22 protein-coding genes are annotated in these 26,546 nt (G+C 72.4%); 14 read left to right on the top strand and 8 right to left on the bottom strand.

The features are described 5' to 3' along the window. Positions 1 to 17 precede the first annotated feature (17 nt). From gcvH to MXD59_RS09420, 5 genes are all read left to right on the top strand, one after another. Complete coding sequence (gene gcvH / locus MXD59_RS09440) at positions 18 to 398, top strand: glycine cleavage system protein GcvH (RefSeq protein WP_248824358.1); 381 nt, start codon at positions 18 to 20, stop codon at positions 396 to 398. Positions 399 to 689: 291 nt separating this feature from the next. Beyond that, positions 690 to 1,235: an FHA domain-containing protein gene (locus tag MXD59_RS09435; protein ID WP_163547669.1), complete on the top strand. Its 546-nt coding sequence runs from the start codon at positions 690 to 692 to the stop codon at positions 1,233 to 1,235. A 16-nt stretch (positions 1,236 to 1,251) separates the two neighbouring features. Then, positions 1,252 to 2,034 (top strand): transcriptional regulator FtsR, encoded by a 783-nt coding sequence (gene ftsR / locus MXD59_RS09430; protein WP_372512010.1) that lies wholly within the window; start codon positions 1,252 to 1,254, stop codon positions 2,032 to 2,034. A gap of 180 nt (positions 2,035 to 2,214) precedes the next feature. Beyond that, positions 2,215 to 2,700: a bifunctional nuclease family protein gene (locus MXD59_RS09425; protein WP_009739504.1), complete on the top strand. Its 486-nt coding sequence runs from the start codon at positions 2,215 to 2,217 to the stop codon at positions 2,698 to 2,700. A 612-nt stretch (positions 2,701 to 3,312) separates the two neighbouring features. Further along, complete coding sequence (locus MXD59_RS09420) at positions 3,313 to 3,852, top strand: MerR family transcriptional regulator (RefSeq protein WP_248815327.1); 540 nt, start codon at positions 3,313 to 3,315, stop codon at positions 3,850 to 3,852. Positions 3,853 to 3,904: 52 nt separating this feature from the next. Here MXD59_RS09420 and MXD59_RS09415 read toward each other — a convergent pair whose 3' ends face one another. Beyond that, entirely contained in the window at positions 3,905 to 4,462 is a 558-nt protein-coding gene (locus MXD59_RS09415; RefSeq protein ID WP_248824357.1) for a phosphatase domain-containing protein, read from the bottom strand. A gap of 615 nt (positions 4,463 to 5,077) precedes the next feature. Between MXD59_RS09415 and MXD59_RS09410 the strand changes: the two genes are divergently transcribed. From MXD59_RS09410 to MXD59_RS09390, 5 genes are all read left to right on the top strand, one after another. Further along, complete coding sequence (locus MXD59_RS09410; RefSeq protein ID WP_248824356.1) at positions 5,078 to 8,254, top strand: FtsK/SpoIIIE domain-containing protein; 3,177 nt, start codon at positions 5,078 to 5,080, stop codon at positions 8,252 to 8,254. Between the two features lie 7 nt (positions 8,255 to 8,261). Next, complete coding sequence (locus MXD59_RS09405; RefSeq protein ID WP_248824355.1) at positions 8,262 to 9,659, top strand: hypothetical protein; 1,398 nt, start codon at positions 8,262 to 8,264, stop codon at positions 9,657 to 9,659. Between the two features lie 6 nt (positions 9,660 to 9,665). Continuing rightward, positions 9,666 to 9,929 (top strand): hypothetical protein, encoded by a 264-nt coding sequence (locus tag MXD59_RS09400; protein WP_163547664.1) that lies wholly within the window; start codon positions 9,666 to 9,668, stop codon positions 9,927 to 9,929. A 275-nt stretch (positions 9,930 to 10,204) separates the two neighbouring features. Continuing rightward, positions 10,205 to 11,725 (top strand): alpha,alpha-trehalose-phosphate synthase (UDP-forming), encoded by a 1,521-nt coding sequence (locus tag MXD59_RS09395; protein WP_163547663.1) that lies wholly within the window; start codon positions 10,205 to 10,207, stop codon positions 11,723 to 11,725. A gap of 210 nt (positions 11,726 to 11,935) precedes the next feature. Next, positions 11,936 to 12,127 carry a DUF2207 domain-containing protein gene (locus MXD59_RS09390; protein ID WP_163547662.1) on the top strand — a complete coding sequence of 64 codons (192 nt, stop codon included), beginning with the start codon at positions 11,936 to 11,938 and terminating at the stop codon, positions 12,125 to 12,127. Here the strand turns inward: MXD59_RS09390 and MXD59_RS09385 are convergent. The 4 genes from MXD59_RS09385 to MXD59_RS09370 form a co-directional block, all read right to left on the bottom strand. Further along, on the bottom strand, positions 12,124 to 12,651 hold the full coding sequence (locus MXD59_RS09385) for a SixA phosphatase family protein (RefSeq protein ID WP_248824354.1): 528 nt from the start codon (positions 12,649 to 12,651) through the stop codon (positions 12,124 to 12,126). The genes MXD59_RS09390 and MXD59_RS09385 overlap by 4 nt on opposite strands. Positions 12,652 to 12,980: 329 nt before the next feature. Continuing rightward, entirely contained in the window at positions 12,981 to 13,349 is a 369-nt protein-coding gene (locus tag MXD59_RS09380) for a WhiB family transcriptional regulator (protein ID WP_163547660.1), read from the bottom strand. 905 nt (positions 13,350 to 14,254) lie between these two features. After that, positions 14,255 to 14,635 (bottom strand): rhodanese-like domain-containing protein, encoded by a 381-nt coding sequence (locus MXD59_RS09375; RefSeq protein ID WP_248824447.1) that lies wholly within the window; start codon positions 14,633 to 14,635, stop codon positions 14,255 to 14,257. 62 nt (positions 14,636 to 14,697) lie between these two features. Next, positions 14,698 to 15,405, bottom strand: coding sequence for a cysteine dioxygenase (locus MXD59_RS09370; RefSeq protein ID WP_248824353.1), 708 nt, complete (start codon positions 15,403 to 15,405; stop codon positions 14,698 to 14,700). 629 nt (positions 15,406 to 16,034) lie between these two features. On the opposite strand from MXD59_RS09370, the gene MXD59_RS09365 reads away from it, so the two are divergent. Next, a complete protein-coding gene (locus MXD59_RS09365) occupies positions 16,035 to 17,738 on the top strand; it encodes a sensor histidine kinase (protein WP_248824352.1) in 1,704 nt (567 codons plus the stop codon). 43 nt (positions 17,739 to 17,781) lie between these two features. On the opposite strand, the gene MXD59_RS09360 is transcribed toward MXD59_RS09365, so the two are convergent. After that, positions 17,782 to 18,408, bottom strand: a complete 627-nt coding sequence (locus tag MXD59_RS09360) for a response regulator (protein WP_248824446.1) — start codon at positions 18,406 to 18,408, stop codon at positions 17,782 to 17,784. Positions 18,409 to 19,149: 741 nt separating this feature from the next. Between MXD59_RS09360 and MXD59_RS09355 the strand changes: the two genes are divergently transcribed. Then, entirely contained in the window at positions 19,150 to 20,289 is a 1,140-nt protein-coding gene (locus MXD59_RS09355; RefSeq protein ID WP_248824351.1) for a hypothetical protein, read from the top strand. Positions 20,290 to 20,389: 100 nt separating this feature from the next. Here MXD59_RS09355 and MXD59_RS09350 read toward each other — a convergent pair whose 3' ends face one another. Together MXD59_RS09350 and MXD59_RS09345 are read right to left on the bottom strand one after the other, a co-directional pair. Continuing rightward, complete coding sequence (locus MXD59_RS09350) at positions 20,390 to 21,592, bottom strand: MFS transporter (protein WP_248824350.1); 1,203 nt, start codon at positions 21,590 to 21,592, stop codon at positions 20,390 to 20,392. Positions 21,593 to 21,825: 233 nt separating this feature from the next. Next, positions 21,826 to 22,713: a rhomboid family intramembrane serine protease gene (locus tag MXD59_RS09345; protein ID WP_248824349.1), complete on the bottom strand. Its 888-nt coding sequence runs from the start codon at positions 22,711 to 22,713 to the stop codon at positions 21,826 to 21,828. Positions 22,714 to 22,865: 152 nt separating this feature from the next. On the opposite strand from MXD59_RS09345, the gene bioA reads away from it, so the two are divergent. Both bioA and MXD59_RS26925 read left to right on the top strand, forming a co-directional pair. After that, positions 22,866 to 24,323, top strand: a complete 1,458-nt coding sequence (bioA, locus tag MXD59_RS09340) for an adenosylmethionine--8-amino-7-oxononanoate transaminase (RefSeq protein WP_248824348.1) — start codon at positions 22,866 to 22,868, stop codon at positions 24,321 to 24,323. Positions 24,324 to 24,676: 353 nt separating this feature from the next. Beyond that, entirely contained in the window at positions 24,677 to 26,497 is a 1,821-nt protein-coding gene (locus tag MXD59_RS26925; protein WP_248824347.1) for a GGDEF domain-containing protein, read from the top strand. The last annotated feature ends 49 nt before the right edge of the window (positions 26,498 to 26,546 follow it).

The following is a 26,546-nucleotide window of genomic DNA, read 5'->3' as shown; positions in this document are numbered from 1 at the left end:
AGGGAGGCGATCTTCCGGTGTATCCGGACGACCTGAAGTACACCCGTGAGCACGAGTGGGTCCGGCTCGGTGGGGACGCCGCCGTGGTCGGCATCACCGCGTACGCGCAGGAGGCGCTGGGCGACATCGTCTTCGTCTCGCTCCCCGAGGCGGGTAGCGAACTGGCGGCCGGCGAGCCCTTCGGCGAGGTCGAGTCGACCAAGAGCGTCTCGGAGATCTACGCTCCGGCGGCGGGCCGGGTGATCGCGAGCAACGAGGCGCTGGTGAGTTCGCCCGAACTGATCAACTCCGATCCCTACGGTGATGGGTGGCTGGTCGAGATCGCGCTCGCGGGCGGCGGTATCGACGGTCTGCTCACCGCCACAGAGTACGAGGAGTACGTCAAGGAGCACTCATAGTAGCTGGTGTGGTCGGGTGGCGGGGGCTGGGTGGCGCCACGCCGAACAACACGGGTCGCACCCTTTTCGCGACCGTGCCCCCGATGCACTAGCCTCGGAGTGCGCCGGGGGTACGGTCATGGACGCTCCGACCGTAGGCGTGTGATCATCGACGGTGGTGGGGATGTGCCGGGTACGCCCGGCCCCACCACCGCAATGCTGGTAACGACATTCCCGCCGCCGCCTGGCGGCGGCCGAGGCGGCTGACGAACCCGCTTGCGCGGGGCTCGACGGCAGGAAGCGGACGCGACTGTGTTCTGCACGAGGTGCGGACAGCAGAACCCGTCCGACGCGCTGTACTGCGCGCGGTGCGGGTCCCCTCTCGTGCGCCCGGGCGAGCCCGTGGCGCCGGAGCGGCCCGCCGAACAGACGTCGACGCTCAATCTGGCCGCCGCGCTGTCGGGTATCGAGGGTGACCATGTCGACGAGTCCACCGAGCGCGACGCGGTCGCCGCGGTCGACGCGCTGCCACCGGGCTCGGCCCTGCTGGTCGTCAAGCGGGGGCCGAACGCGGGCAGTCGGTTCCTGCTCGACGCGGACATGACCAGTGTCGGTCGGCATCCCGAGAGCGACATCTTCCTGGACGACGTGACGGTCTCGCGGCGGCACGCGGAGTTCCATCGCTCGCCGTACACCAAGGGCTTCTCCGTGCGTGATGTCGGCAGCCTCAACGGCACGTACCTCAACCGGGAGCGCATCGACTCGGCCGACCTCACCAGCGGCGACGAGGTGCAGATCGGCAAGTTCCGGCTGGTGTTCCTCACCGGCACGAGCTACGGGGGGTCGGCGGCGCGGTGATCGGGCAGGTCAGGCGGTGAGCGGGTTCGCCGCGGCGGCGTCCGCGTCACACCAGCAGCTGTCGGCTCGGGGTCCTAACGGGGCGAAGGGCCCGGCCGCGAAGGTGCTCACCATCGGCCAGGTCCTGGAGCAGCTGCGGGCGGACTTCGCCGACATCACGTTGTCGAAGATCCGCTATCTGGAGGCGGAGGGTCTGGTCGAGCCGGCTCGGACGTCGTCCAACTACCGCAAGTACTCGGCCGACGATGTCACGCGCCTGCGTTATGTGCTGCATGCCCAGCGCGACCGTTTTCTGCCGTTGCGGGTGATCAAGGAAGAGCTCGCCTCACTGGACCGCGACGAGACCCCGGTGCACCGGCCGGGTCCCCGCGCGCTGCCCCCGCATCCGGCCCCTGCCGGCCTGGACGCGATCCTCGGGGCCGAACGGGTACGGATGTCGCGCCGTGAGCTCCTGACGACCGTGGGGCTTGACGACGAGACCCTCACCGATCTGGAGCAGCACGGTCTGGTGGCGCCGATCGCCGGGGGCGGTTACTACGACTCCGACGCGGTCCTGGTCGCCCGCACGGTCGCGCTGCTGGCCGGGCACGGTGTACAGGCCCGGCATCTGCGGGCGGCCAGGACGGTGGCCGATCGTGAGGCTGGTCTCATCGAGGCGGCCGCCGCCCCCCTGCGCGGACAGCGCGGTCCGGACAGCGCGGGCCGGCATGCGCAGACCGCGGACGAGCTCGCCGCCTTGCTGGTACGGCTGCATGCGGCACTACTACGGTCCCGGCTGCGGGCCGGTCGTCCTGGCTGAACGGCCGGTGTGGGCCCGGCTCGGCGGCCCCGCCCGGGCGGCCGAGCCCGCTCCGGCAGGCAGCGGAACCCCTCGGCGCGCTGACGCGGGACCCAAGCGGGGATACTGTCTCCCCTGTGGGGTTTTCTGGCTCCGGTCCCAACATCCCGCCCTGCCCCACCTGCGCGAGGAGGTAGATCGGTGCATCGGCTGGACATCGTCGGCGTGCGAGTCGAGCTTCCGTCGAAGCAGCCGATCGTCCTGCTCAAGGAGGTGGGCGGTGAGCGGTACCTGCCCATTTGGATCGGCGCCGTCGAGGCGACCGCGATCGCGTTCGCCCAGGAAGGCATCACCACGGCGCGTCCGATGACGCACGACCTGATGCGGGACGTGCTGCGCGCCCTGCAGACGGACCTGACCCGGGTGACCATCACCGACCTTCAGGACGGCGTCTTCTTCGCCACGCTCGTGTTCGGAAACGGCGTGGAGGTCTCCGCTCGGCCCTCCGACGCGATCGCGCTCGCGATGCGCATGGGCGCGCCGGTCTACGGCGTCGAGGCGGTCCTGGCCGAGGCCGGGATCACCGTGCCCGAGGAGCAGGAACAGGAGCAGGAGAGCGAACTGGAGAAGTTCCGCGAGTTCCTGGACACGATCTCCCCCGAGGACTTCAACACCCCCGGGTCCTGACCGCACGCGTCACGACCATCGCACACGTCACGGCAACGGGCCCGCACCACGTCCACCGACGCGGCGCGGGCCCGTTGCGCAGCGCAGGCGGCAATTCCTTTTTGTCGACCCTGCCCCGCCGTGTCCGCTGGACTACGGGCGCGTCGGCTTAGATCATTGAAGGAATCGCGCGTCCCTCCTACGGCCAGGGCGGTCGTGCCCCCACAGTCAGCGTTGGCCGTCTGGGCCCAGGCGCGTAATCATGGTGCTCTGCTTCGGCTCTGACCTCGCCGGACACAGCGCCCAGCCCTGGCGGCCGAGTGCGGCCACACGCGGCCAGACGCGGCTGTGACGGTCGCGGCGAGGACGGTCCGCCGGGCTCGGCGCCCGGCAGCCGTGGGCGTCTCCGCTGACTCTGGCGCCTGGGCGCCACGGTCGTCCGCCGTTCGGACCCGGATTGTGCCCGTGGTGGGTACCGGTTCCGGGACGGTCCGCTGGGCGGGCGGGTGGCGGTGAGAAAGGTGACTCGACCGGACCGGATGTCCGGGACGGCGGCCCCTGGGTGCCGGCTGCCGGGATGGCGCGGATCGATCCGGAGGATGGGCTGGCTATGGCGGCGAAGTGCGTACAGCGATGATCGAACAGGGCCAGCTGTTCCCGGGTGAGATACCCGAACCACCCGGGGACGACGTCGGGTACCGCGGGCCGACGGCCTGCTCGGCGGCGGGGATCACCTACCGCCAGCTCGACTACTGGGCCCGCACCGGGCTGGTCGTGCCCAGCGTCCGCGACGCGTCGGGCTCGGGCAGCCAGCGGCTCTACTCGTTCCGGGACGTCCTCGTCCTGCGCGTGGTGCGCAAGCTGCTGGAAGCGGGGGTGTCGCTGCAGAACATCCGGGTCGCCGTCGAACACCTACGGACCCGCGGAGTGGACGATCTGGCCCAGCTGACGCTGATCAGCGACGGGTCGACCGTCTACGAGTGCACCTCGGACGACCAGGTGATCGATCTTGTCCGCGGGGGGCAGGGCGTGTTCGCGATCGCCGTCGGCCGGGCCCTGCGCGACATGCGCGGCCAGCTGGCCGAGCTGCCCTGCGAGCGTCTCGGGGATCCGCCCGCCAGCCATCCCGGCGACGAGCTGGCCACCCGCCGCACCCGCCGCAGCAGCGCCTGAACCGCCTGAACCGGCTGGTCCCCTGAACGGGCCACGCGTGCGGCGACGTCGCTCAGGTGCGGCCCTCGGCCTCCTGCGCGTTGCCGAGAGTGGCCTCGTAGGCGAGCCATTCGGCGCGCAGCACCGGCCACCCGTCGGCGCGCAGCAGATCCACGACGGCGGGGTCGTCGTCCACCACCACGGCGATGTGACGCCGCGCGCCGAGGCTGCGCAGTTCGGTGCGTTTGAACACCCGTGCGGGACGCCGGTCGTCGTCCGGACGCATCCGCAGCTCGCCCAGCGGTAGCCCCTGTTCCCGCAGCCAGCGGGCGGTGTCCTCGCGGGAGCTCTCCGGGCGTCCGGTCAACCAGACGACCTCGTGGTCGCGTGCCAGCTGATGGACCAGTTCGACGCCTTCGGTCAGCGGCGGATCCGCCGGGGCCGCGGCGAAGAACGAGTCCCAGTCGCCCGGGCTCGCCCGCAGGAACCGCAGACGGTGGCGCACATCGGCGACCACCCCGTCCACGTCGACGATCGCGAGTGGCTGCTGCTGTGCGGGCACAGCCCCACTCACCCCGTCGAGGCTGTCTGCGTCGTCGGCCGCGTCCGTCACCAGGCTCCCCTCCCTCATGCCGCCCTGACCATCGCACCTTTCGATGCGGGACGAGACACCCGCTCCACGGTGTGACGCTGCGTGGCCGTGCTGGCGAAGGTCGACGCGCGGATGGCTGATGGACATGACCATGACATCGTCCTGCGCCGGGCGCCGGGCGGTGATACCTGGTCCGGGTGTCAGCTGCCCCACACGGGCCGCCATCGGACGGGTCCGGGCAGCTCGGGCGTCCGAACAGGGCCGCGACGACGGTCTTTCGCGTGGTCCGTGCGTCGTCCACGACTGGTCTGACCCCTGTGATCCGGGTCGGAGATGGCACCGCGGGGCCGGGTGGTGGCTAGCGTGTCCAGGGTCGGCGGCGAATGATCGAAGTCGGCCGGTCGGCGTGGCCGGCGGCGGGCACACCGGGGCCCCGGCCCGATCGAGGTGGGGCCGTCCGGGCGATGTGACCGTCATCGGCCCGATCGGGGCCACGATCGGGCATGGCGGTTCGGCCGGTCCGGCGCGTTCTGGGATGTTTGCACTTCTGGACGTGTCATGGTCGTCAGAGCTGCCGTCAGCGTCATGATCGAAGGCGGAGTCGGTGCTGCGCGCGGTGGCGCCGGTCGTGGCGGGTGAGGGGAGGATGGGTCGATGTCGGGAACCCGGCGAGCGCGCACGCTCGTGGCCGGGATCCAGTCCTCGCTGGGCGCGGCGCTCGCGCTCGCCGACCGGCTGGAGGCACAGGCCGACGAACTCGAGCGGGGCGGCGGGCCCGGCGGGCGGGACCCGGCGGGAGACCCGGTCGACCCGCTCGCCCCCGGCCCCGAAATCATCGAGGCCGGGGCGATCGCCCGCACCCGGACCCGCGGATTCGCGGGCCTTGCCTGGTCCTCGTCCGAGTGGCAGCGCGGCCTGCTGGGGCTGACCGCCGACGGTGGACCGGCTGACGGTGGACCGGCTGACGGTGGGCTGACCGCCGATGGGGGGCTGGCGGCCCAGGGCGGCGGTGCTGGCGGTCCGGGGCGTCCCCAGCGATACCGGCCGGGCCTGTGGCGGGCCGGCAACGTTCTGCTCGGGGCCGGCCCGGGGGCGGCCCGGGTGCCGCTGGCCGTGCCCCTGCTCGATGCCCGCAACCTGCGGATCGAGACGTCCCGGGCGCAGCGGGGCGCCGCGGTGGACCTGGTCCGCGGTCTGCTCACCCGCATTCTGGCCGCGGTGCCGGCCGGTCGGGTCCGGGTGATCGTCTACGACCCGCACGAGCTCGGTGCGGGGCTCGCCGGCCTCGCACCGCTGCGAGCCGCCGGTGTCGTCGAGGCGACGATCACCACCCGGGTCCGACTCGAGGAACGGCTGTCGCGGCTGTCCGACGAGGTCGGACGGATCACCGTGGAGCGCCTCGGCGGGCAGTTCGACTCGCTGCGCGACCGGGAGGACGCCGGGCGTGGCCGGCCCGAGCCGTGGCAGGTGCTGGTCCTGCTGGGCGAGCCGCAGCTCTACGAGGAGGGCGGTCGGTCACTGGCCGCGATCGCCGCACAGGGGCCGTCCTGCGGCGTCAGCGTGATCTCCGTCGTCCAGGCGCAGCCGCGGCACCCGGGCGAGGGCGGCGGCGATCAGGACGACGTGGCGCCGCCCGACCCCGACGGTGACCTCGGCTTCGACGACGAGACCGATCCGGTGGCCGCGGTGCTGCCGAACTCGGTCGTGTTCACCTCCGTTGATCTGCTCACCCACCGTGTCGGCTGGCAGGACATCCAGCCCGGGCTGTGGCGGACCTCGCTGACCGGCCAGTTGCCGGTCGTGCTCGACGGGCCGCCGCCGACCCCGATCGTCACCCTGGTGAGCAACCACATCGCCGAGATCGCCCGCCAGCACGCGGCGCGCCCCCCGGGCATCACCGAGTTGCTGCCGAACGTCCTGTGGGAGTCCGACAGCTCCTCCGGGGTGACCGTGACGGTCGCCCGTGGCATCGACGGGCCGGTCGCGCTGACCTTCGACGACGACACCGTGCACGCCCTCGTCGGCGGGCAGGCGGGCGCGGGCAAGTCGACGCTGCTGCTCGACGTCGTCTACGGCATCGCCGCGCGCTACTCGCCCGAGCAGGTGCGTTTCCATCTGCTGGACTTCAAGGAAGGCCTCGAGTTCGCCCAGTTCGCCGGCGGTCCCGCCGACCCGTTCTACCTTCCGCACGCCGACACCGTCGGAATCGAGAGCGACCGGGAGTTCGGGGTCGCGGTCCTGCGCGCGGTGCGTGAGCAGATGCGCCGCCGGGCCGTGGCGATGCGTGCCGTCGGCGCCCGGGACCTGCGTGGCCTGCGGGCCGCCGACCGCTCCTCGGCCTGGCCGCGGATCCTCGTCGTCGTCGACGAGTTCCAGGTCATGCTCACCCCGCTGGACGAGATCGCCCGTGAGGCCGTCGCCCACCTGGAGGTCCTCGCCCGACAGGGGCGGGCGTACGGCGTGCACCTGCTGCTGGCCAGCCAGACGCTGTCCGGCATCGACGCGCTCGACTCCACCGCGGGCAAGCGCGGTTCGATCTTCGGGCAGTTCGCGCTGCGGGTGGCCCTGCGCACGTCGATCTCGGAGTCGCGGGTGCTGCTCTCGACCGCGAACGAGGCCGCGGGCGCCCTCGGCGGTGTCGGCGAGGCCATCGTCAACCGGCGTAACGGGCATCCGGCGGGCAACGAACTCGTCCGGGTCGCCTATCCCGACGCGGCCACGATCGCGGGCCTGCGCGACCGGCTGTCCACCGCCACCGCCCGCAGCCTGCCCGGTGCCCGCCCGCCGCGGGTGTTCGTCGGGCACGCTCCCGCGCTGCTCGACGACAACGCCGTCTACCTGGCGCTGGACGGACGGCCCGCCCCGGCCGCCGTCGACCGCATCGGTGTGGGCGCGGGTGACGACAGCGCCGCCGCCGCGAGCCTGGACGTCGCCACCGGCCTCGACGCCACCACCGGCGCCGAGGTGGCCGCTGTCACCGATCACGGTGCTGCTACCGGGCTTCAGGTGTCGCCGGGTGGTGACCTGACGGTCGGTGCGGGGCCCGGCGTCGGCACGCCGTCCGGTGGACGGCCGGTGCCCACGGTGGGGGAGGACCCGCTGGCCCTCGTCGGTGTCCCGGTGGACCTGGCGCCCGCGGCGGTCGGGGTGCGCCTGGCCGCCTCACCCGGTCGTCACCTCGCGGTGCTCGGACCGCTGCGCCGGGAGGCGACGGGCATCGTGACCGCGGCCGCGGCCAGCGTCGCCGCGCAGGCCGGACCCGGCCGGCTGGTCGTCGAGATCGTCGCGGCCGAACCGATGGCGTGGGGCGCGGCCGAGGTGCTGGCCGAGCGAATCCGGCGCGCCGGTCATCCGGCCCGGGTCACCGACGTCACCGGGCTGCGGGCCGTGCTCGCCGCCGCCGCCGGCGAGACCCGCGCGCGGGAGGAGGCGGCCCTGGCCGGCACGGTCGCCGCGGCGCCACCGCTGCGGCTCGTCGTCGTGTTCGCGATGGACGCCGGCCGGGCCGCTCTGGAGGCCCGCGACGAGCAGACCCGGCGCACCGGCCTGGAGGATCTTCGCACGCTGACCCGGCGCGGCCCGGCCCAGCACGTTCACCTGATCGGCTGGTGGCGGGGCGTGTCGCGGATGTCGGAGGATCTCGGCCCGGTCAACCGGGACGACATCGCGGCCTGGGCGGCCGTGGGCGTGCCGGGCAGCGAGCTGTTCGCCCTCGCCGGGCACCGCCCGGTCGCCGGCGGGACGATGCCCAACCGGGCCGTCCTGTTCGACCGGCATGCCCAGTCCGAACCACGCACGGTGGTCCCGTTCGCCCCGCTGGTCCGAGGGTAGGCAGACCATGATGATCGGTCAGGATGATCCGTACCGCGGCGGCGCCCCCGACGGCGACGGCGCCGAACCCGCCGAGCCCGGCGCCGGGTGGGCACGGCGGTCCACACCGCCTGGGCAGGCCGGTGGATGGCGTCCGGACGTGAGTGTTCCCCCGGCGCGGGCCGCCTCCCCGGCGGCGAGCGAGGAGGCGCAGGAGATCGTGAGGGGAGCCGACCCGCGCGATCCGGCGCGGCTGTGGTCGATCGCGGGTTCCTGGCCGGACGCCGGCCCCACGTTCGCTCTTCCACCCGACCCGACCCCACCCGGGGTCCCCACCGGTCCGCCGGCCGCGGCGGGGCCCATCGCGGCCGCGTCCACCGCGTCGACGGCCGTGGGAGTGCCGATGCCGGCGGGCACACCGATGCCGACGGGCACACCTGCCCCGGGGCCAGGGGCGGAGGCGGAGGCGGAGGATCCGTGGCGCGCGGCGACGCGCTACCGGGATCTGCTCGGCACCTCGGATGTGACCCGGGCCCGGGCGGGGCGCGACGCGCACCATCGTCGCCAGGGCAGCCGGGCCCAGGCGCAGCGTCACCGCGCGGCCGCCAGGGACATCCGGGCACGGGTCGACGGTGTGTGGGGGCAGGTCGCCGAACCGCTGGCCCAGTACGGCCTGACCGACCTCGACCAGCTGCGTCCCGCCGACCCCGGCGCCGCCGCCGTGGAACCGGCCGGCCAGGTCCGACTCACCAAGGGTGGCGCGTCCACACCGGGCGGTGGCAGCGGCGGCCGGCGGCGGGCCGGTCGACCGCTGGCCCGGGCCGGCCATGGCCCGGCGGTCGGGGTGCAGCGCACCCGAGGCGGACAGGTCGGCCCGACACCCACGGATCGAACCGACCGCCGACGGCGGGGATCCGCCCGCGCGGGCGGCGCGGCGGCCGGACCGGCCGGGCCGGTCGACCCGCGCACGGCGCCGCGCCAGGCCTACGAGCTGTGTCTGGACGCGATGAGCAAGGCCGCGGAACTGCGGGCGGTGAGCAAGGGCGCCGCGTCGGCGTCCGCGGGGCTGATGACCGCGCTCGCCAGCCTGCTCAGCCTCGCCGTCGTCGGACTGCTGCGGGTGTTCGCGCACGCACCCGGGATGCCGTGCGTCGTCGGGGCGGCGCTGGTCGCCTCGGGTCTGGTCGCCGCGGCCGCCGGGATGGAGGTCGGGGTGAAGGCGATCGCCCGGGCCGGCATGCTGGGAGCGGGCTGCGCCGCGGTGGCGGTGCTCGCCACGTTCCGGTTGGCCCCCACCGACCCGGTGGCCATCGCCGGATCGCTCGTCGCGCTCGCCGCCGCCGCCCGGTTCGGCCTCGGCGTCGGCGCGCCGACGCAGCCGCAGGCACAGGCCGGCTCTCGCGCCGGTGCTTCCAGGAAGGGATGAGGACGGGTGTCAGGCACGATCGCCGAGGTCAAGGCCCAGCTCGACGAGGCGTTCCGGCGGACCGAGGAGGTCGCCGGCCAGCTCGAGGGAGCACTCGGCATGCTCGAGGAGGCGCAGGCGATGGTGATCGCCGCGACCGACGGCAGTGAGCACCGCTCCGTCGAGCAGTTGACCAGTGCTCTGGTGGAGACACGCGACACACTCCAGATGTCGCTCGCGTCGCTGGGCTCCGCCGTCCAGGAGGTCCGGGACTACCGAGACGGCCTGTAGGCGACAGTCCGCTCACCATCGGTGCAGGCCCGGCGTGTGCCGGGTGGATCCGCCCGGCTGACGGGGCGACCTTCGTCGCGCTGAGATGCATGTTTGTCGGTCGACAGTAATCCGGTGAAGGTCTGGGTAACAACGGTCTGGGCACCCCGCAACGCGGTGCATCCGGGTCCGGGGCTCACTACAGTCCGGATTGTCCCCCGTGCGCCCCTGCGCTGGCGGCGGCCGGGACTCCGGGACGTCCGAGTACTGCCCGTGATCAGGAGGCTACATCCGTCGTGTCGGACTTCATCGCCCTCGACCTGCCACTTGTGCTCCTGTCCAACCGCGGCCCCGTCAGCTTCGACCGGGATGCCACCGGTCGCACCGTCGGCCGGGGCGCCGGCGGCCTCGTCTCAGCTCTGTCCGGGCTCGCCGAACACCTCGATGACGCCGTGTGGGTATGCGGCGCGGCCAGCGAGGAGGACACCGTCGTCGCCGGGGAGAACGCCGGCAGCTCCATCCTCGTCCAGACCCATCCCCAGCCCCATCTGGTGGACGGCGAACCCGAGGGCCCGGCGATCCGGGTGCGTCTCGTCGTCACCGACCCGGCGGCCTACGCCGACTTCTACAGCGTCTGGTCCAACCCGATCCTCTGGTTCATCCAGCACGGTCTCTACGGCCGTTCGCTGTCCCCGGTGCTCACCCGCGCCGAGCACGACGCGTTCGAGAACGGCTACGCGGCGGTCAACCGGGCCTACGCCGACGCGGTGGTCAGCGAGGTCCGCTCCCGCGGCGGCAAGGCCCTGGTCCTCCTGCAGGACTACCACTTCTACCTGGTGGCCGACTGGGTGCGGGAGCAGTGCCCCGACGTCGTGCTCACCCACTTCGTGCACATCCCCTGGCCCGGGCCGGACGAATGGCGCATCCTGCCCGGGGACATCCGCGAACGGCTGCTGCGCGGCCTGCTCGGCAGCGATGTCGTCGGCTTCCACACCCGTCGCTACGCCCGCAACTTCGTGCTGTGCGCCGCCGAACTGCTCGGCCTACCGGCCGACCTCGACAAGCTCACCGTCACGGTCGGCGACCGGGTGGTGCGCGCCCGCTACTATCCGATCTCGGTCGACCCGGCCGCCCTGGACGCCACCCAGGCCTCCGAGGAGGTCGCCGCGCACGTCGCCATGCTGCGCTACCTCTTCCTCGACGACGACCGTCAGCTCCTGCTGCGCGTGGACCGCACCGACCCGAGCAAGAACGTCGTGCGCGGCTTCCTCGCCTTCGGCACCCTGCTCGACCAGCATCCCGAACTGGTCGGACGGGTGAGCTTCCTCGCTCTGCTCCAGCCCAGCCGCACCGACGTCCCCGAGTACGCCGACTACATCGCGCTGATCGGCGGTGTCGTCGCCGAGATCAACGCCCGGCACACCAAGGAAGGCCGTCAGCCGATCGACCTGCGCATGGTCGAGGACTTCCCGCTCGCGGTCGCCGCCTACTCCATCTGCGACGTCCTGATCGTCAACGCCATCGCCGACGGCATGAACCTCGTCGCCAAGGAGGTGGCCGTCGTCAACCGCCGCGGCGGGGTGCTCGCCCTGTCGGAGATGGCCGGCGCCCACGAGGAACTCGGCGAGTTCGCCGTCACGTTGCAGCCCTTCGACGTCCAGCAGATGGCCGACGCCTTCTACACCGCGCTGACCATGCCGATCGGGGAGCGTCATCGCCGGCTGGCCGCGGCCGCGGACCAGGTCCGCACCCACGACGTGCGCCGCTGGCTCGACGACCAGATCGTCGACCTGCGCCGCATCGCCGGCTTCATCTAGACCGACCGTCCCGCCAGACCGTCCCGGGGGGTCGTCCCGGGGGGTCGGAGGTCATGGCAGCGGGGGCCGGATGGACCAGTCGACAGTGGTGGGCATCCCGGGCTCGTGGGACGGGTTCGCGGGTAGGGTCGCATCGGGAACGAGGCGCGCCGGGGCGTCCCGCCGATCGGCGGTCGGTCGGCGGCCGCGGCGCAAGGACGGGAGTCGTACGTGAGCGAGACCGGTCACCACAAGGCGAACACGGGTTCGTGGCTTGCGGTGTTTCTGATCATCGCGGGCTTCGTGGTCGGGGCGGTCGCGCTTCCGCTGGCCTCGACCCCGCTGTGGATCGTGACCGCCGTGCTGCTGGTCGGTGGGTTCGCCATCGCCCTGGCGGCCCGGATCATGGAGCAGGCCTACTAGCTCGACCCAGCGGACTCGCGCAGTTCTCGGGGGGTGACGAACGAGGCCAGTCGCGTGGTGGACTGGCCGAGTTCGGCCCAACGCGGCACCAGGAGATCCTCGACGGCGAGCGCCGCCGTCGGGTAGGTGGGAATCCGCGGGCGGTCCGTGGCGGCGAGCAGTGCCACCGCGAGAGTGTGGATGCCGGGGTTGTGCCCGACGAGCAGCACGGTGGGTACCCCGTCGTCCACGTCGCGGAGCCGGTCGAGCAGGGTCTCGGCCTCGGCGAGATAGAGCCGGTCCTCCGTGACGACGGGCACACCGGCCGGTAGTGCGGTGGCGATGCCCTCGACGGTCTGCCGGGTGCGCAGCGCGGCCGAGCACAGGATGAGGTCCGGGGCGAGGTTGTGGTCCCGCAGATGCCGGGCGACCAGCGTGCACGCGCGCAGGCCCGAGTCGGCCAGTGGCCGCTGGGCGTCGGGAGTGTCGCCCTCGGCCCAGTCGGACTTGGCGTGGCGCAGCAGCAGAAGTCGGTGCGTCGCCATCAACGAACCCTGACCGGAGTCAGGTGGGCTGCACATGCCCGGTTCACCGCTGTGTCCACCGCCGTTTCCGGATGTTCTGGCCGCGCCCGGTCGCCCGGAAGCCTCACGGCTGTGGTCGTGGGCCGCTCACTGGCAGCCTGCCGAACGCCTGCCCCACCCGTCAATGGTGTCCGCACCACCGGGTCCGCGACAGTCACCGGCCAGTGCCGGTGCGGGCTGGACGGTGCGTCGACCCGGTGAAGCTGGCGGAGCCGGTACGGCGAACGGCCCGGCCAGCGGGCGCGAGCAGCGCCTGGAGGCCGGACCGTCCGAAGTAGCCGCGGTCGCGATCAGCTCGCGACGGAGGTGGACAGAAGGAGCCGGTCGGCGAAGGCCAGCGCGTCGTCGGCGGAGAGCCGACCGCGGGGGACGACGGTGGCGCGCTCGTCCGAGGTGAGGCCACCCCACACGCCGTGCTCCTCCTGGCGGAAGATCGCGGTGGCGAGGCAGGGGCGCTGGACGGGGCAGTCCGAGCAGATCTTGCGGGCGCGGGATTCGGCGGCGGCCCGGGCCTTGGTGTTACGGCCGTCCGGCGGGAAGAAGGCGTCGGGATCGCCGTCGCGGCAGGCCGCGTCCTGGCGCCAGTAGGCGGGCCAGCCCGCACCGAAGGGCTGCGGCGGCAGGTCGCGACCGGGCAGGACCGGTACGCCGGCGCTCATCGCGCGCCACCACAGCGCAGAAGACACGCGGTCGAGTGGATGCTAAGTGCGGTGACGATGCGTGCGGGAAGCACGCTGAGCTGACTGGGCATACCGACTCCTGCTGACGTTGCAAAGGCGGACACATGCTTTGCAGACCACCACATCCGGCGTTGCGCGACACTCCAGACAGGCAGGTCAACCTTGGTGAGGCGAGATGCACCGCGGAGCCACAGGTTCGGTTCCAGTGGGGCCACCCGTACCGGTGAACCGGGGGTGTGGCTCCGCTTGGAAACGATTCCGTCTCGCCTCGTTAACCGAGGAACGTAGACGTCTCTCGACCGGATAGCAAGGGTTCCGGAACGCGAACGTCCGGGACGGTCGACGGTCGTTCGAGAGGGCCGTCGGACGATCGCGCGAGCGATTGTCGCACCGTCCGAGGCGAGCATAATGATCATGAAGATGCACGCCGGCGGGCCGGGCGTGAGATCATCATGGCGGTCTCGCTGGCGAGCGGAACTGCTGTTGGGCAGCGAAAACGAGCCACTTCAAGATCGCTGTCGGGTGGCGGACAGTGGGCGGGTGGACCCCCGTCCGGGGGTCTACGATCGTGGTTCCAGCTGGCGTACGGCCCGATGACAAACAGATGTCGAGTCCGCGAAGTTCGGCCGACGGGGCCCGCCGGGGCGGCTATCGCCACAAAAATGTGTTGAGAATTACATTTAATGCCTTTGTTGGGGCAAGCGCGCGAAGCCCCGTTCGGGGTAGCGCGCAGGCGCCGGATCGAGGGCTGGCCGCGCAGGAGCCGCCACGCACCGCGTCCGGGAGGTGTCGCCGGGCGGGTGTGAGCCCGCCGCGCGGGTGCATGATCAGCCGCGTCGGGGCGTGCGGGAGCCCTGGGGCCTACCTGGGTTCGGGCAGCCCGATCAGCGCGCGGCGGCGCCGGGGCGCACGGGCAGGCCGGCGGCCGCCCACGCCTGGTAGCCGCCCACCACATCGGTGGCGCGGCGCAGGCCGAGCTGACGCAGCGCGTCGGCGGCGAGGCTCGAGGTGTAACCCTCCGAGCAGATCACGATCACCTGAAGATCGTCGCTGGTCGCGATCGGCAACCGGGCGTCGCTGGTCGGGTCGAACCGCCACTCGAGCACGTTGCGTTCCACGACGAGCGCGTCCGGGATCTCGCCCTCGGCGGCCCGTTGCGCGGCCGGTCGGATGTCCACCAGCACACTGAGATCGTCGGTGGCCAGCGCGTCGGCGGCCGCCGACGGTTCCAGTCGGCGTAGCCGGGTCCGGGCCGCGGCGAGCATCGCGTCGATGCGGCTGCCGCCCGTGGGCGTCCGATCGGCGCCGGCCGGGCCGTCCGGGTCGCTCATCGTCGCGGCGCTGCGGCCAGCAGGTCGCCGGTGGGCGCCAGCGGTCGGGGGATCCCGGGTGCGGCGTCGACCGGGACCCGCGCCGTGGTGGCAGCGATGCTGTCGGTGGTGCTGTCGGTGGGGCTGTAACGCAGGGGCAGTTCGGGCGGTGAGTAGGCGTGGATCGTCGTGGCGAGCGCGGTGCCGCGGTTCGCGACGCGATGCACATGCGAGATGTCGAAGGCGGGGCTGGCTCCGGGTGCGTGCGTCCGGCGGTCGGTGAGCGACCAGGAGCTGTCGAAGCGGTCCTCCTCCAGCACCCCCTCGGTCACCGTCAGCGCGCCGAGCGCCCCGCCGTGATCGTGGATCTCGGTCTGCTGCCCCGGGTACCAGCCGATCAGCCACACCTCCACGGTCGCGGACAGCAACAGTCGGGTGTACCAGCGCCGCTCGGGATGGTGGCGCACGATCGGCTGCCACACCTGCGGGGCGTCGGCCAACGCGACGGTCAGCTCCCGCAACGTCGCCAGGTCGACCCGGCCGGGCTCGTCACTGAGGCACTGCCAGGGCACCAGCGGTGCCTGGCGGGCGAACGCCGCCGACGGGGCGAACGGCGCCAACCCGGCCAGCTCGCCGGACACCACCGACGGGACAGGCGGAGCCGGATGGCCGGGATGGGCGGGGTGGGCGGGGTGGGTCAACAGAGCCGGATGCAGCAGAGGCACGGAATCTCCAGAGGGCGGACAGCGGTATGCCCAGGCCGTCGATCATGAGGCGGTCAGGTATCCGCGGGTTGACCGCGCAGCGGCCGTAAAAGGCAGGGCGCACCGGGATGCCGGTCGTCCGGATGAGGTCAGGCGACCACCGCCGAGGGCGGCGCGGGCCCGGATGGATGCCCCGCGCGGAGGCGGGGGATCACGGCCTGGGATGCGCTACCACACGAGGCCGTGGCCAGACTGGGTCAGGGCTGAGGGAACCGGAAAACGGGGGGCCCGCCTGGGCTGGACCTACGTGGCGGTTCGGCCGGCACGATCACCGTGCGGCCGGCACCGACAGAGGGTGCAGGGCGGTGGCTCAACCCCGCCCGGTACAGGCCGCGCTGACGGCCCGGCCAAGGTCAGTCACGCGATCGCGGTGCAGAAGGAGGCGCGTCGCTGCCATGCGCACAGTGTACGACGACGCCGCAGCGGACGGTACCTTCGCGTGGCCTCGGCGCGGGGTGTGCCGACCCACGCGGCCTGGGTCGGCTGGACAATGCGGGGTGACACGAGGGTGTTCCCCTGGGTGATCCCGGTCGATATCCTCCGAGACAGAATGATCCGCTTCGGCGGGCGGGGGAGAGGAAACGGCCAGGATGGACGACCCGCACGACCGGTTGTCCACGCAGATCGACGATGTCGTGGCCGTGCAGTCGCGGATGCAGGGCCTGTTGGACGCCGTCGTCGGGGTGGCCCAGGAACTGAGCCTGCCGGTCACCCTGCGCCGGATCGCCGAGGCCGCGGCGAATCTGGTCGACGCGGCCTACGGTGCGCTGGGGGTCATCGGTGAGGCGGGGGAGATCACCGAGCTGTTCCATGTCGGGTTCGGTGACGCGGTGCTCGAGCGGATCGGTCGGCTGCCGCTCGGGCGGGGCCTGATCGGCGAGAGCCTGCGCGATCCACGTCCGCTGCGGGTGGCCAACGTCACGCGCCATCCGGCCGCCGTGGGATTCCCGCCCGGCCATCCCCGGTTCGACACCTTCCTGAACGTCCCGATCATGGTGCGGGGGGATGCCTTCGGCACCCTGTTCCTCGGCGCGAAGCGAGACGGGGGCGAGTTCACCCGCGAGGACGAGAGCCTGGCCTGCGCGCTGGCCGCGGCGGTCGGCTTCGCCATCGAGAACGCCCGGCTCTACGAGATGGCCCGGCGCAGGCAGGCCTGGCTGCACGCCAGCGCCGAGATCACCACGGCACTGCTGTCGGTCGCCGATCCGCTGGAGGCGCTGGCCCTGGTGGCTCGGCGCGCCCGGCAGGTGACGGCCGCCCGGCTGGCCGCGATCCTCGTCCCCGGCAACGAGGAGGGGACGCTGATCGTCGAGGTGGCGGACGGTGCGGGGGAGGATCGGCTGCGCCGGCGGGCCCTGCACCGCAACGACCGCCTGCTCGACGCGATGCGCACCGGACGGGCGGCGCTGGTCGGGCCGGGGGCGTCCCCGCTGTTCGGGGCTGAGCTGCCCGATCCGCCAGCGGAGCTGGGCATGGTGGTGCCGCTGATGGCGGGCGGCCGGGCGCTGGGTGTGCTGGTGCTGGGCACCGAGGGGGTGTCGGTGCCGTTCAGCGGGCTGGACCTGGAGATGGCCGCGGCGTTCGCCGGGCAGGCGGCGCTGTCCCTGGAGTTCGGACGTATCCACCGCGACCGGGAGCGGCTCGCCGTGTTCGAGGAACGCGACCGGATCGCCCGCGACCTGCACGACGTCGTGATCCAACGGCTGTTCGCCACCGGCCTGCAACTACAGGGCATGGCCCGGATGGCCGGCGGCCCGGTCGCCACCCGGCTGCACAGCGCCGCCGACGAACTTGACCACACGATCGCCGACATCCGCCAGACGATCTTCTCGCTGACCTCGGCGGACTCCGATGGCGCGGACCTGGCCGCGGAGATCCGCGCGATCCTCGCCCAGACCGAACGCGCCCTGGGGATCATCCCGCAGATCCGGGTGGACGGCCCGATCGACCGACGGGTCCCCCCGACGATCCGTCCGCACATGCTCGCCGCGCTGCGGGAGGCGCTGTCCAACATCGCCCGCCATGCCCGCGCCACCCGCATCGACGTCCTGCTCCGGGTCACCGGGGTGGACGTCCTGGTGGAGGTGCGCGACGACGGCTGTGGCCCGGGCGGGGCGTCGCGCAGCAGCGGGCTGACGAACCTGCGCCGGCGCGCGGTGGACCTGGGCGGACGGATGGCGTTCGGACCGGGGGAGAGCGGCATCGGCACGACCGTGAGCTGGCAGGTCCCGTTGATCACGCCGCCCGAGGCGCTGTGGGTGTTCACCCCGCCGGACGGCCTTCCCCTGCGGTAGCGGGCGGATCGTCCGGCGGGCAACGCCACCCGCCCGAACAGGGCTAGTTGTTGAGCCGGGTGGCGAAGACCGCGGCCTGGGTGCGACTTTCCAGGCCGAGCTTGGCCAGCATGCTGGAGACGTAGTTCTTGACCGTCTTCTCGGCCAGGTACATCCGGCTGGCGATCTGCCGGTTGGTGAGACCCTCGGCGATCAGCCGCAGGATGCGCCGCTCCTGATCGGTGAGACCGGCGAGGCGTTCGTCCTGCGCCGGACCCTCCCGCAGCCGCACCAGAACCCGCGGGGTGACGGCGGGGTCGAGCAGCGACTTGCCGGCCGCGACCTGCCGCACCGCTTCGACCAGGGCATTGCCACGGATCTGCTTCAGGATGTACCCGGCTGCGCCCGCCATGATGGCGGTGAACAGGGCCTCCTCGTCGTCGAAGGAGGTCAGGATCAGACAGGCCACGTCCGGATTCGCCGAACGAACCTGCCGGCAGACCTCGATGCCGCTGCCGTCCTCCAGCCGTGCGTCGAGGACCGCCACGTGCGGCTCCAACGCGAGGATCCGCTCGGCGGCCTGGTCGGTCTGACCAGCCTCACCGACGACCTCGAGATCGTCCTCCTCGGTGAGCAGGTCACGCAGACCGCGTCGGACCACCTCGTGATCATCCAGGAGGAACACCCGGATGGGCCGGTCGGCTCTGCTCGCCTGGTCGGCTCTGTTCGGTTGGTTGGCGCTGCCCGCTTGGTTGGCGCTGCCCGCTTGGTTGGCGCTGTGGGATGACGCGGGGGTCGCCGCGCCGCCGACGGCGGAACCGCCCGCCAGTTCGTCTGACACCGTTGACTCCGCCCGACCTTGCCGTCGTAAGGAAGAACATCGCTGTAGGTCACGTTCGGCAAGCAGGATATTACCCGCATTGGCCCGCGTTGGGGCGGGCTCGGGGCGGCGCCGCCGTTCGAGGCAGCTGGATCTTCATGCGACAGTGCTGTGTAGTACCTGACCTGTAGTAGCGGACGTGTCACGCCATGAGTCCCGTCATGGGGCGTGTCGCCGTGCTGTCGGCACCGGTCGCCGGGGCGGCGACCGGCCCGCGCGTCGGCGCACCTCCATCATCTCGGCGAGTGCGTCCACTTTGCGCGCTTATGTCGCTACTGTGTCCAAACACACCCCGATGCGGAGCGCGTCAGGTCCGTCCGTCACAATGCTGGTCGTCGCCCGCCGCCGCCGGTCGGGTTGTCCAGGTGTCGGCACTGCCCGGTTTGCCTGGTCACGGGCGCGCGTCCCGCGCGCGGCACGAAGGTGCCAGCGTGCAGCCGGGGGCGTCCGGCGTCGGGGTCGCCCCGGTGCCAGTGCCCCGGGGCGGACGGGTCGGACTGGCGGGTGTCGTGCGGGTGGCGCAGTGATCGTGTGACGAAAGGACGTGCGCCCGTGCGATGGGGTAAGAGCGACAGCCAGACGCCCAAAGCGACCGAGACAGACACCCCCGCGCCCGTGCCGACAGCGGCGAGGATCGCCACGCTGCTGGCCGAAGGCGCCCGGCAGACCACGGCCGCCGCAGGCACCGAACAGAGCACCCCGGCCGCCGGAACCGCGGGCCAGGCGTGGACACTCACCGAGACCCTCGCGACTCCCGCGACCCCCGGGGCGGTGACCACCTATCGGGTCTCCGCCGCGGTCACCGACACCGGCGCCGTCGAGCCCGACCTGGCGCTGTCCTACGACCTGCTGGTCCGCTACCGGGAGAGCCTGGCCTCCGCCGGTTTCGTCGTGACGGACGTCCTGGAGGGCTGGCGGACAATCGCCCTCGACGTGCGGACCGAGCAGGACGCGGCCACCGTGCACACGGAGTCCAACGGCGTCTCCGCGGACGCGGCCGAGAGCCAGACCGCGGACGCGCCGGAGCCGGCAGCTGAGGAGTCCGTCGAGGCCCCGGTCGCCGCCGCCGACACCGTCGTGGCCGACGACTCGGCCACGGCCGAATCCGTCGAGCCCCCGGTCGTCGAGGCTCCCGCCGTCGAGGCCAACGCCGTCGAGGCTGCCGAAGCTGCCGAAGCCGAGGCGGTGGACACCACGGCCGCCGTGCCCGGGAACGTCACGGTGACACAGACCGCCGACGGCGACATCGACGTCGACGGCAGCGTCCCCGAGCCGGACGCGCGGACGGACACCCCGGCGCCGACCGCGGCGGAGGGCGTGTTGGCCGACCCGGCCGACACCGGCATCGACACCAAAGCCGACACCGAGGCCAAGGCCGACACCAAAGCCGACACTGACACCAAAGCCGACACTGACACCAAAGCCGACACTGACACCGAGGCCGACACTGACACCGAGGCCAAGGCCGACACCGACGGTGCGGTGGACGCGGCGGCCGGCGCGGCGGGGCGCAAGAGCCGCAAGCGCCGGGGCGATGGCGACCTGAGCCGGCCCCGGACGCGGCGCGGCCTGCTCGGTCGGCGCAGGCCAGCCGAGGTCGCGGCGACGGCCCCGGTCGCGGCGAACGGCGCGGACGGCGCCAGCGACGAGACCCCCGCCGGGGATGCCGGCACGCCGGGCGACCCGGCCTGAACCGATCGATGCCCGACCTGTTCTGACGACCGCGCCCAGCGTCGTGTGCGGTCGTTCGGACGGGCTTGTCCCAGGGCTCCAGGGCGGGCCCCTGCGGGCCCTACGAGGACGCCGCTGCGGCCTGGACGGTGGGCAGGCTGTGTCGTCCAAGCAGGGCCGCGAGGCCGGCGAGCAGGCCGGCGGTCGCGGGTACGACAAAGCCGAGTCGGGCTCCGCCGCTGTCGATGAGCTGGCCGGCCACCGGCGAGCCGACGGCCACGCCCCCGGCGAGCGCCATGACCAGCCAGGCGAACCCCTCGGTGCGCGACCTGGCCTCGACCAGCCGCTCCATGAACGCGTTCGCGCTGATCAGGGTGGGCGCGGCGGTGGCGCCGGCGAGTATCGCCAGGGGCACCATCGCGGCCACCGTCACGCCGGCCAGCGGCAGGGTGAAACCGACCGCCAGTAACCGCACCGCCCGTAGCAACCGGTCCCGGGGCGGCCGGGCCTGGGCACGGGCCCCACTGACCAGGCCCGAGACCGCGGAACCGGCGGCGAACAGCCCGAGCAGCAGCCCGCCGAAGGCGGCCAGGTCCTGCTCCCGGGCGAACGCGACGATCGACACGTCGAACCCGCCGAAGCCGACGCCGATCGCGAACGTGATCGCCATCAGCGCCCGAACCGCCGGGAGCCGCACGATCCGCCGCTGCCGCGCCGTGTCCGCCCCGTGGGGGCCCGGATCGGTACCGCGCTGTACGGCCAGGCTCAGCGCACCGACCACCAGCAGGGACGCCGAGACCACCAGCGCGCTGGCCGGAGCGACCATGACCACCAGAGCGGTCGCCAGGGTCGGACCCAGAATGAACACCAGTTCGTCGAGTGCCGCCTCCAGCGCGAACGCCGTCGGCAGCAACGTCGAGCCGGCCAGTAATCGGCTCCACCGGGCTCGGGCGCAGCTGCCCACCGGCGGCAGGCAGGCTCCCGCCAGCACCGCCGCCGCGAACCAGGTCGGGCGTGGCGCATCCGACCACACCGCCGTCAGCAGCGCCGCGACGCCCAGCAGATGCCCGCAGACACCGAGCACGAGGATGCGGGCCTGCCCGTACCGGTCCAGGGCCCGACCGATCACAGGGGCGCACATCGCCTCGGCGATCGCCCCGCAGGCCGCCACCCCGCCCCCGATCGCGTACGACCCGGTGCGGTTCTGGACGAACAGCACTGTTCCCATCGTGTGCATCGCCAGGGGCAGCCGTCCGATGAAGGCGGCGGGCAGGAACCTGCGCGCGCCCGGGGTCGCCAGCGTGCGCCGGTACCGCGAGGGCATGCGACCACCGGCATCACCACGGTCCCCGTCCGGGCCCCCGGCCGGTGGGCCGGTGACGGCATGGCCAGGCGTGGAAGGTGACCCGGGCGGACAGCTCATGACCGGCTCAGCCTGCCTGACCCATTCGGGGGATGCCAGCGAAATAAGCGCAGGTCACCCCCTGTCTGGCACGCGGCCAAGGCCCGCCGTGGTGGTTCGACCGCGAAGGGTGACAGTCGCCCCCGGTGAGGCTGTCAGTAGCCGCGTCGATGCCGAGCGTTCGGCGACGGGCGGGCGTTCGAGGCGCGTCCGGTGCCGCGAATCCAGCGATGTTGCGGAACAGGTGGGGCGACTCCCGGTCCGGCCGCGCGCAGTCGCCGGATGAATGGTGCGACCAGCAGTGCGCCCACCAGGAATCCGACAACATGCGCACCATAGGCGACGCCACCGCCATCGGCCACACCGAAGCCGGTGAAGTACACGTACTGCAGAGCGAACCAGAATCCCAGCACGATCCACGCCGGCAGCCAGAAGGGGATGAAGAAGAGCACCGAGACGAGTCCGATGACACGGGCCCGCGGAAACAGCACAAGGTAGGCGCCGAGCACTCCGGCCACCGCGCCGGAAGCGCCGATCATCGTACCCGACGAGGCGCTTTCGAACAGGGCGTATCCATAGGTCGCCGTATACCCGCAGACGAGGTAGAAGAGCAGGTAGAAGAGCCTGCCCATGCGGTCCTCGATGTTGTTCCCGAACACGCAGAGAAAGAGCATGTTGCCGATGAGATGAAGCCAGCTTCCATGCAGGAACATGGCGGTCAGCACCGAGAGCACGGGAATCTTCTCGAAGCTTGGTGGATTCTGGATGATGCAGCCGGCGTTCCCGGCGGCGTCCACGCCGATATGCCCGGAGTTCACGGTGCCCAGTGGCACGTTGTGGACGATTTCGCGCGGTATCGCGCCCCATTCCTGGAAGAACCGCTGCTGCTCGCAGACGTTCTGTGGCGGCGAGGTGGCGATCCCGGCGACCGAGCTGACCACGGGCTCGAGGAACACGAAGATCACGACGTTGGCGGCGATCAGCAGCCAGGTGACCACGGGTCGTCGACTGAGCGGATTGATGTCGTGAATCGGGATGACCACGGGAACATCCTGCCGGGCGGGCCGAGAGCCGACTCGAGGTGGGGGCGTCGGCTGGACCGGCCGGGCTGTGGACCGGCAGGGCTGGGGCCGGCTGATCCGGCGGCCGGGTGTCCGCGTCCGCGTCCGAGGGCGGGATGCGCCAAAGTGGAGGCGTGACTGCGCAGATGTCCGGGTCGGCGCCCGAGGTGGTACCCGAAGCGGTGCCGGAACCGGCCCGTGTGGCGAATCCGCACCCCGATCGGCTGGCTCGTCCCGGCGGTGACCTCGGTGACCTCGGTGACCTCGGTGACCTCGGTGACCTCGGTGGTTCCGACGGTGCCGGTGCTCGTGAGGTGGCCGGTGATCTGGTGGCGCGGGATCAGCGGGTCGTCTGGCATCCGTACGCACCGCCGGCCGCGGCACCGCTGTTCGCGGTCGCGCAGGCCAGTGGCGTGCGGTTGCGGCTGACCGACGGGCGTGAGCTGATCGACGGGATGTCGTCCTGGTGGGCGGCGATCCACGGGTATCGGCACCCGGTCCTGGACGCGGCGGCCCACCGGCAGCTGACGGACATGTCCCATGTCATGTTCGGTGGCCTGACCCACGAGCCGGCGGTGCGCCTCGCCGAGACGCTCGTCGAGATGACGCCGCGACCGCTACGCCGCGTGTTCTTCAGCGATTCGGGATCGGTCGCCGTCGAGGTGGCCATCAAGATGGCCCTGCAGTACTGGACGGGGCGTGGGCGTCCACGACGTACGCGGCTGCTGACGATCCGGCGGGGCTATCACGGGGACACCTCCGGTGCGATGGCGGTCTGCGATCCGGACGCGGGCATGCACCATCTGTTCAGCCACCTGCTGCCCCAGCACATCTTCGCCCCGCCGCCGACGTGCGGCTTCGACGAGGCATGCGAGGACGTCCACCTGGCCGAGTTCGCCGCGCTGCTGGCCGCGCACGCCCACGAGGTCGCGGCGGTCATCCTCGAGCCGGTGGTCCAGGGAACGGGGGCGATGCGGTTCTACGCGCCCGAGTGGCTCGCCCGGGTGCGGGCGCTGTGCGACGAGCACGAGGTGTTGCTGATCGCGGACGAGATCGCCGTCGGCTTCGGCCGCTCCGGCGCGCTGTTCGGCTGTGACCATGCCGGGATCAGCCCTGACATCATGTGCGTCGGGAAGGCGCTGACCGGCGGGTACCTGTCGCTGGCCGCGACACTGTGCACCGACGAGGTCGCGGACGGGGTGGCGGCGTCGCCGGTCGGGGCGTTCATGCACGGTCCCACGTTCATGGCCAATCCGTTGGCCTGCGCGATCGCGCTGGCCAACGTCGAACTGCTGCTGGCCTCGCCGTGGCGGGAGCGGGTCGGCGCCCTCGAACGGGGTCTGCGCACGGGGCTTGCCCCGGCCCGGGCGTTGTCGGGGGTCGCCGACGTGCGGGTACTCGGCGCCATCGGTGTCATCGAGACCCGCGAGCCGGTGGACATGGCCGTGATCCAACCCCTGCTGGTGGAACTCGGCGTGTGGGTGCGTCCGTTCGGTCGACTCGTCTACACCATGCCGCCCTACATCACGACATCGGATGACCTGGCCACCCTGACCACCGCCATGGTCGAGGCCGTCGCGCGTACCACCTGAGTCCGGCCGGTCAGGCCGGTCGGGCCGGTCCCGGCGGGCGGCCGGGCTGGTCCGGGGCTGGTCTGTGACTGGTCCCTGAGCTGCCCCCGACGGTGAGCAAGTCGGTTTCCCGGGCGTGTCGGGTGTGGTCTCTCGTCAGCGTCGCGGCGGGGCGCCCGGGCTTCCCCGGGCGCCGTCGGGCTTTCGGCTGCGGTATTCATCACCGCAGGTCAGCTGGCATTTCTGGAACGGACTGGCGGTGCGTCCGCGGGTTCAAAGGCGTCCGGCGAACGAGGTGTGGCGGTTAGTCGCGCCATTGCGGGAGTTGCGAATCTCGCGCATCACTTCGTACTCTTCGTTCTCAACGATTTACTGTGAGTAGCAACGACGAGGTTGGAATCGCCGGGAGGTCCCGGCCGAGCACGGCGGCCGTGGACCAGAACGAGGAAGGCGCTCCGCCAATGCCGTTTCGTATTCGTCCAGCACGCCCCCTGAGCCGGGTTCTGCGCCAGGCCCGGGGCCTGTTTCGACGCCGGTCGCCGGCTGCCGAGACGATCCCGGAGACGACCCGCACGTGCTCGCCGACGCTGCGGATGGCGGGTCTGGGCGCCGCGGTGACGGCGATCAGCCGTCCACCCGGGGGCCAGACCGCGGCCGCCCGAGAGGGAGCCGCGCGAGACGGTGCGATGCGCGACGACCACACCACGCGGGACGTGGCGGCTCGGGACGCGGCGGCTCGGGATGGTGGTGTACTCGCCGTCGGTGGGCGGGATGGGTTCGCGGGGGCCGGGCCGGTCGGCGCGGTCGGGCTGTTCGTCGGACGTGGCTGGATGCTGTGGCGGGCGCCGCAGACGGTGCTGCGGCGCATCGTGACGGTGACCGCGTGCTGGCTGCTGCTGGTCGGTTTCGCCGCGGCGGGGGCCCGTCCGCGATGGGCCGACGTGGGGACGTTCGCGGTGTTCCTCGTGCTGGGGTCGGTGGCCGTCCTGATGTCCGCGCGGCTTGGCGCGGACCTCGCCGCCACCCGGATGTCACGCCACGATCTGCTGGCCAGCTGGGCGTTGGCCGTGGCGGTCCTGCTGCCACCGCTGTACTCGACGGTGATCGGTCTGCCGTTGTGCTGGCTGGCCGGACGTGCCGAGCCGGCCCGTCCGCCACACCTGCGGATGTTCCAGGCCGCGACACTGGGGATCGCCGGGTTCGGCGCGTCCACGGTGCATCTGCTGCTCAGCCCGACCGCCGGACCGTTCACGGTCGAGGATCTGATCGGCTCGGGCGCGGCCACCACCGCCTTCCTCGTGGCGGTCGCGGTGCACCCGCTGCTGGCCGCTCTGCCCGGGCTGGGCCTGCACCGTCACGGCCGGGCAGACGGCCTCGGTGCCTGGCTCGGCGAGGCCGCTCCGCACATCACCACCATCACGGGGCTCCCCACCCACCCCCGCCAGCCCGCCCGTCCCCTCCGGTCCATCCAGGCGATCCGGGTGGGATGGGCGGGGCAGGCGGGACGGGGCGGCCCTCCAGGCATCGAACGGGGTGAGGCGGTGCCGACCTGGGCCGCGGAGACCTGCGCGGCGATCATCGTGGCGGTGCTGTGGTCGGTGAGTCCCTACCTGATGCTGGCCGTCACCCCACCGATGCTGTTGCTGCAACGCAGCCTGCTGCACACCGAGCTGCTGCACGCCGCCCGCTGCGACGCGAAGACCCGCCTGGCCAATCCCGCCTACTGGCATCAGGTCGCCCAGCGTGAACTCGGCCGAGCCCGACGGACCGGACAGCCGCTGTCGGTCCTGCTCGTCGACATCGATCACTTCAAGCGGGTCAACGACCGCTTCGGTCATCTCGTCGGCGACCTGATCCTGCTCGCCGTCGCCGACGCGTTGCGTGCCGCGACCAGACCGCACGATCTCGTCGGACGCTTCGGGGGTGAGGAGTTCGTCGTCCTGCTGGCCGAGCAGGAGCGGGACAGCCCCCTGGCCGTGGCCGAGCGCATCCGCCTGCAGATCGCCGCCACCCGTTGCCTGCTCGACGGCCGACCGCCCCTGTCCGTGACCGTGTCCGTCGGCGTCGCGACCACGGACGACCCCCGCGGTGACCTCGCGACCCTGCTCTCCCGCGCCGACGCCGCCCTCTACGAAGCCAAGGCCGCCGGCCGCAACCGTGTGCACCTGGCCGGACCCCTGTGTGCCGCCCACTGACCGGCTTCCGGTCCAGGCCGCTGGCGCCGGCCAGAACCGGGGCCAGAAC

It is taken from the genome of Frankia umida (assembly GCF_023242945.1).
Lineage (GTDB): Bacteria > Actinomycetota > Actinomycetes > Frankiales > Frankiaceae > Frankia > Frankia umida.
This window is presented reverse-complemented; position numbering and strand designations above follow the sequence as displayed.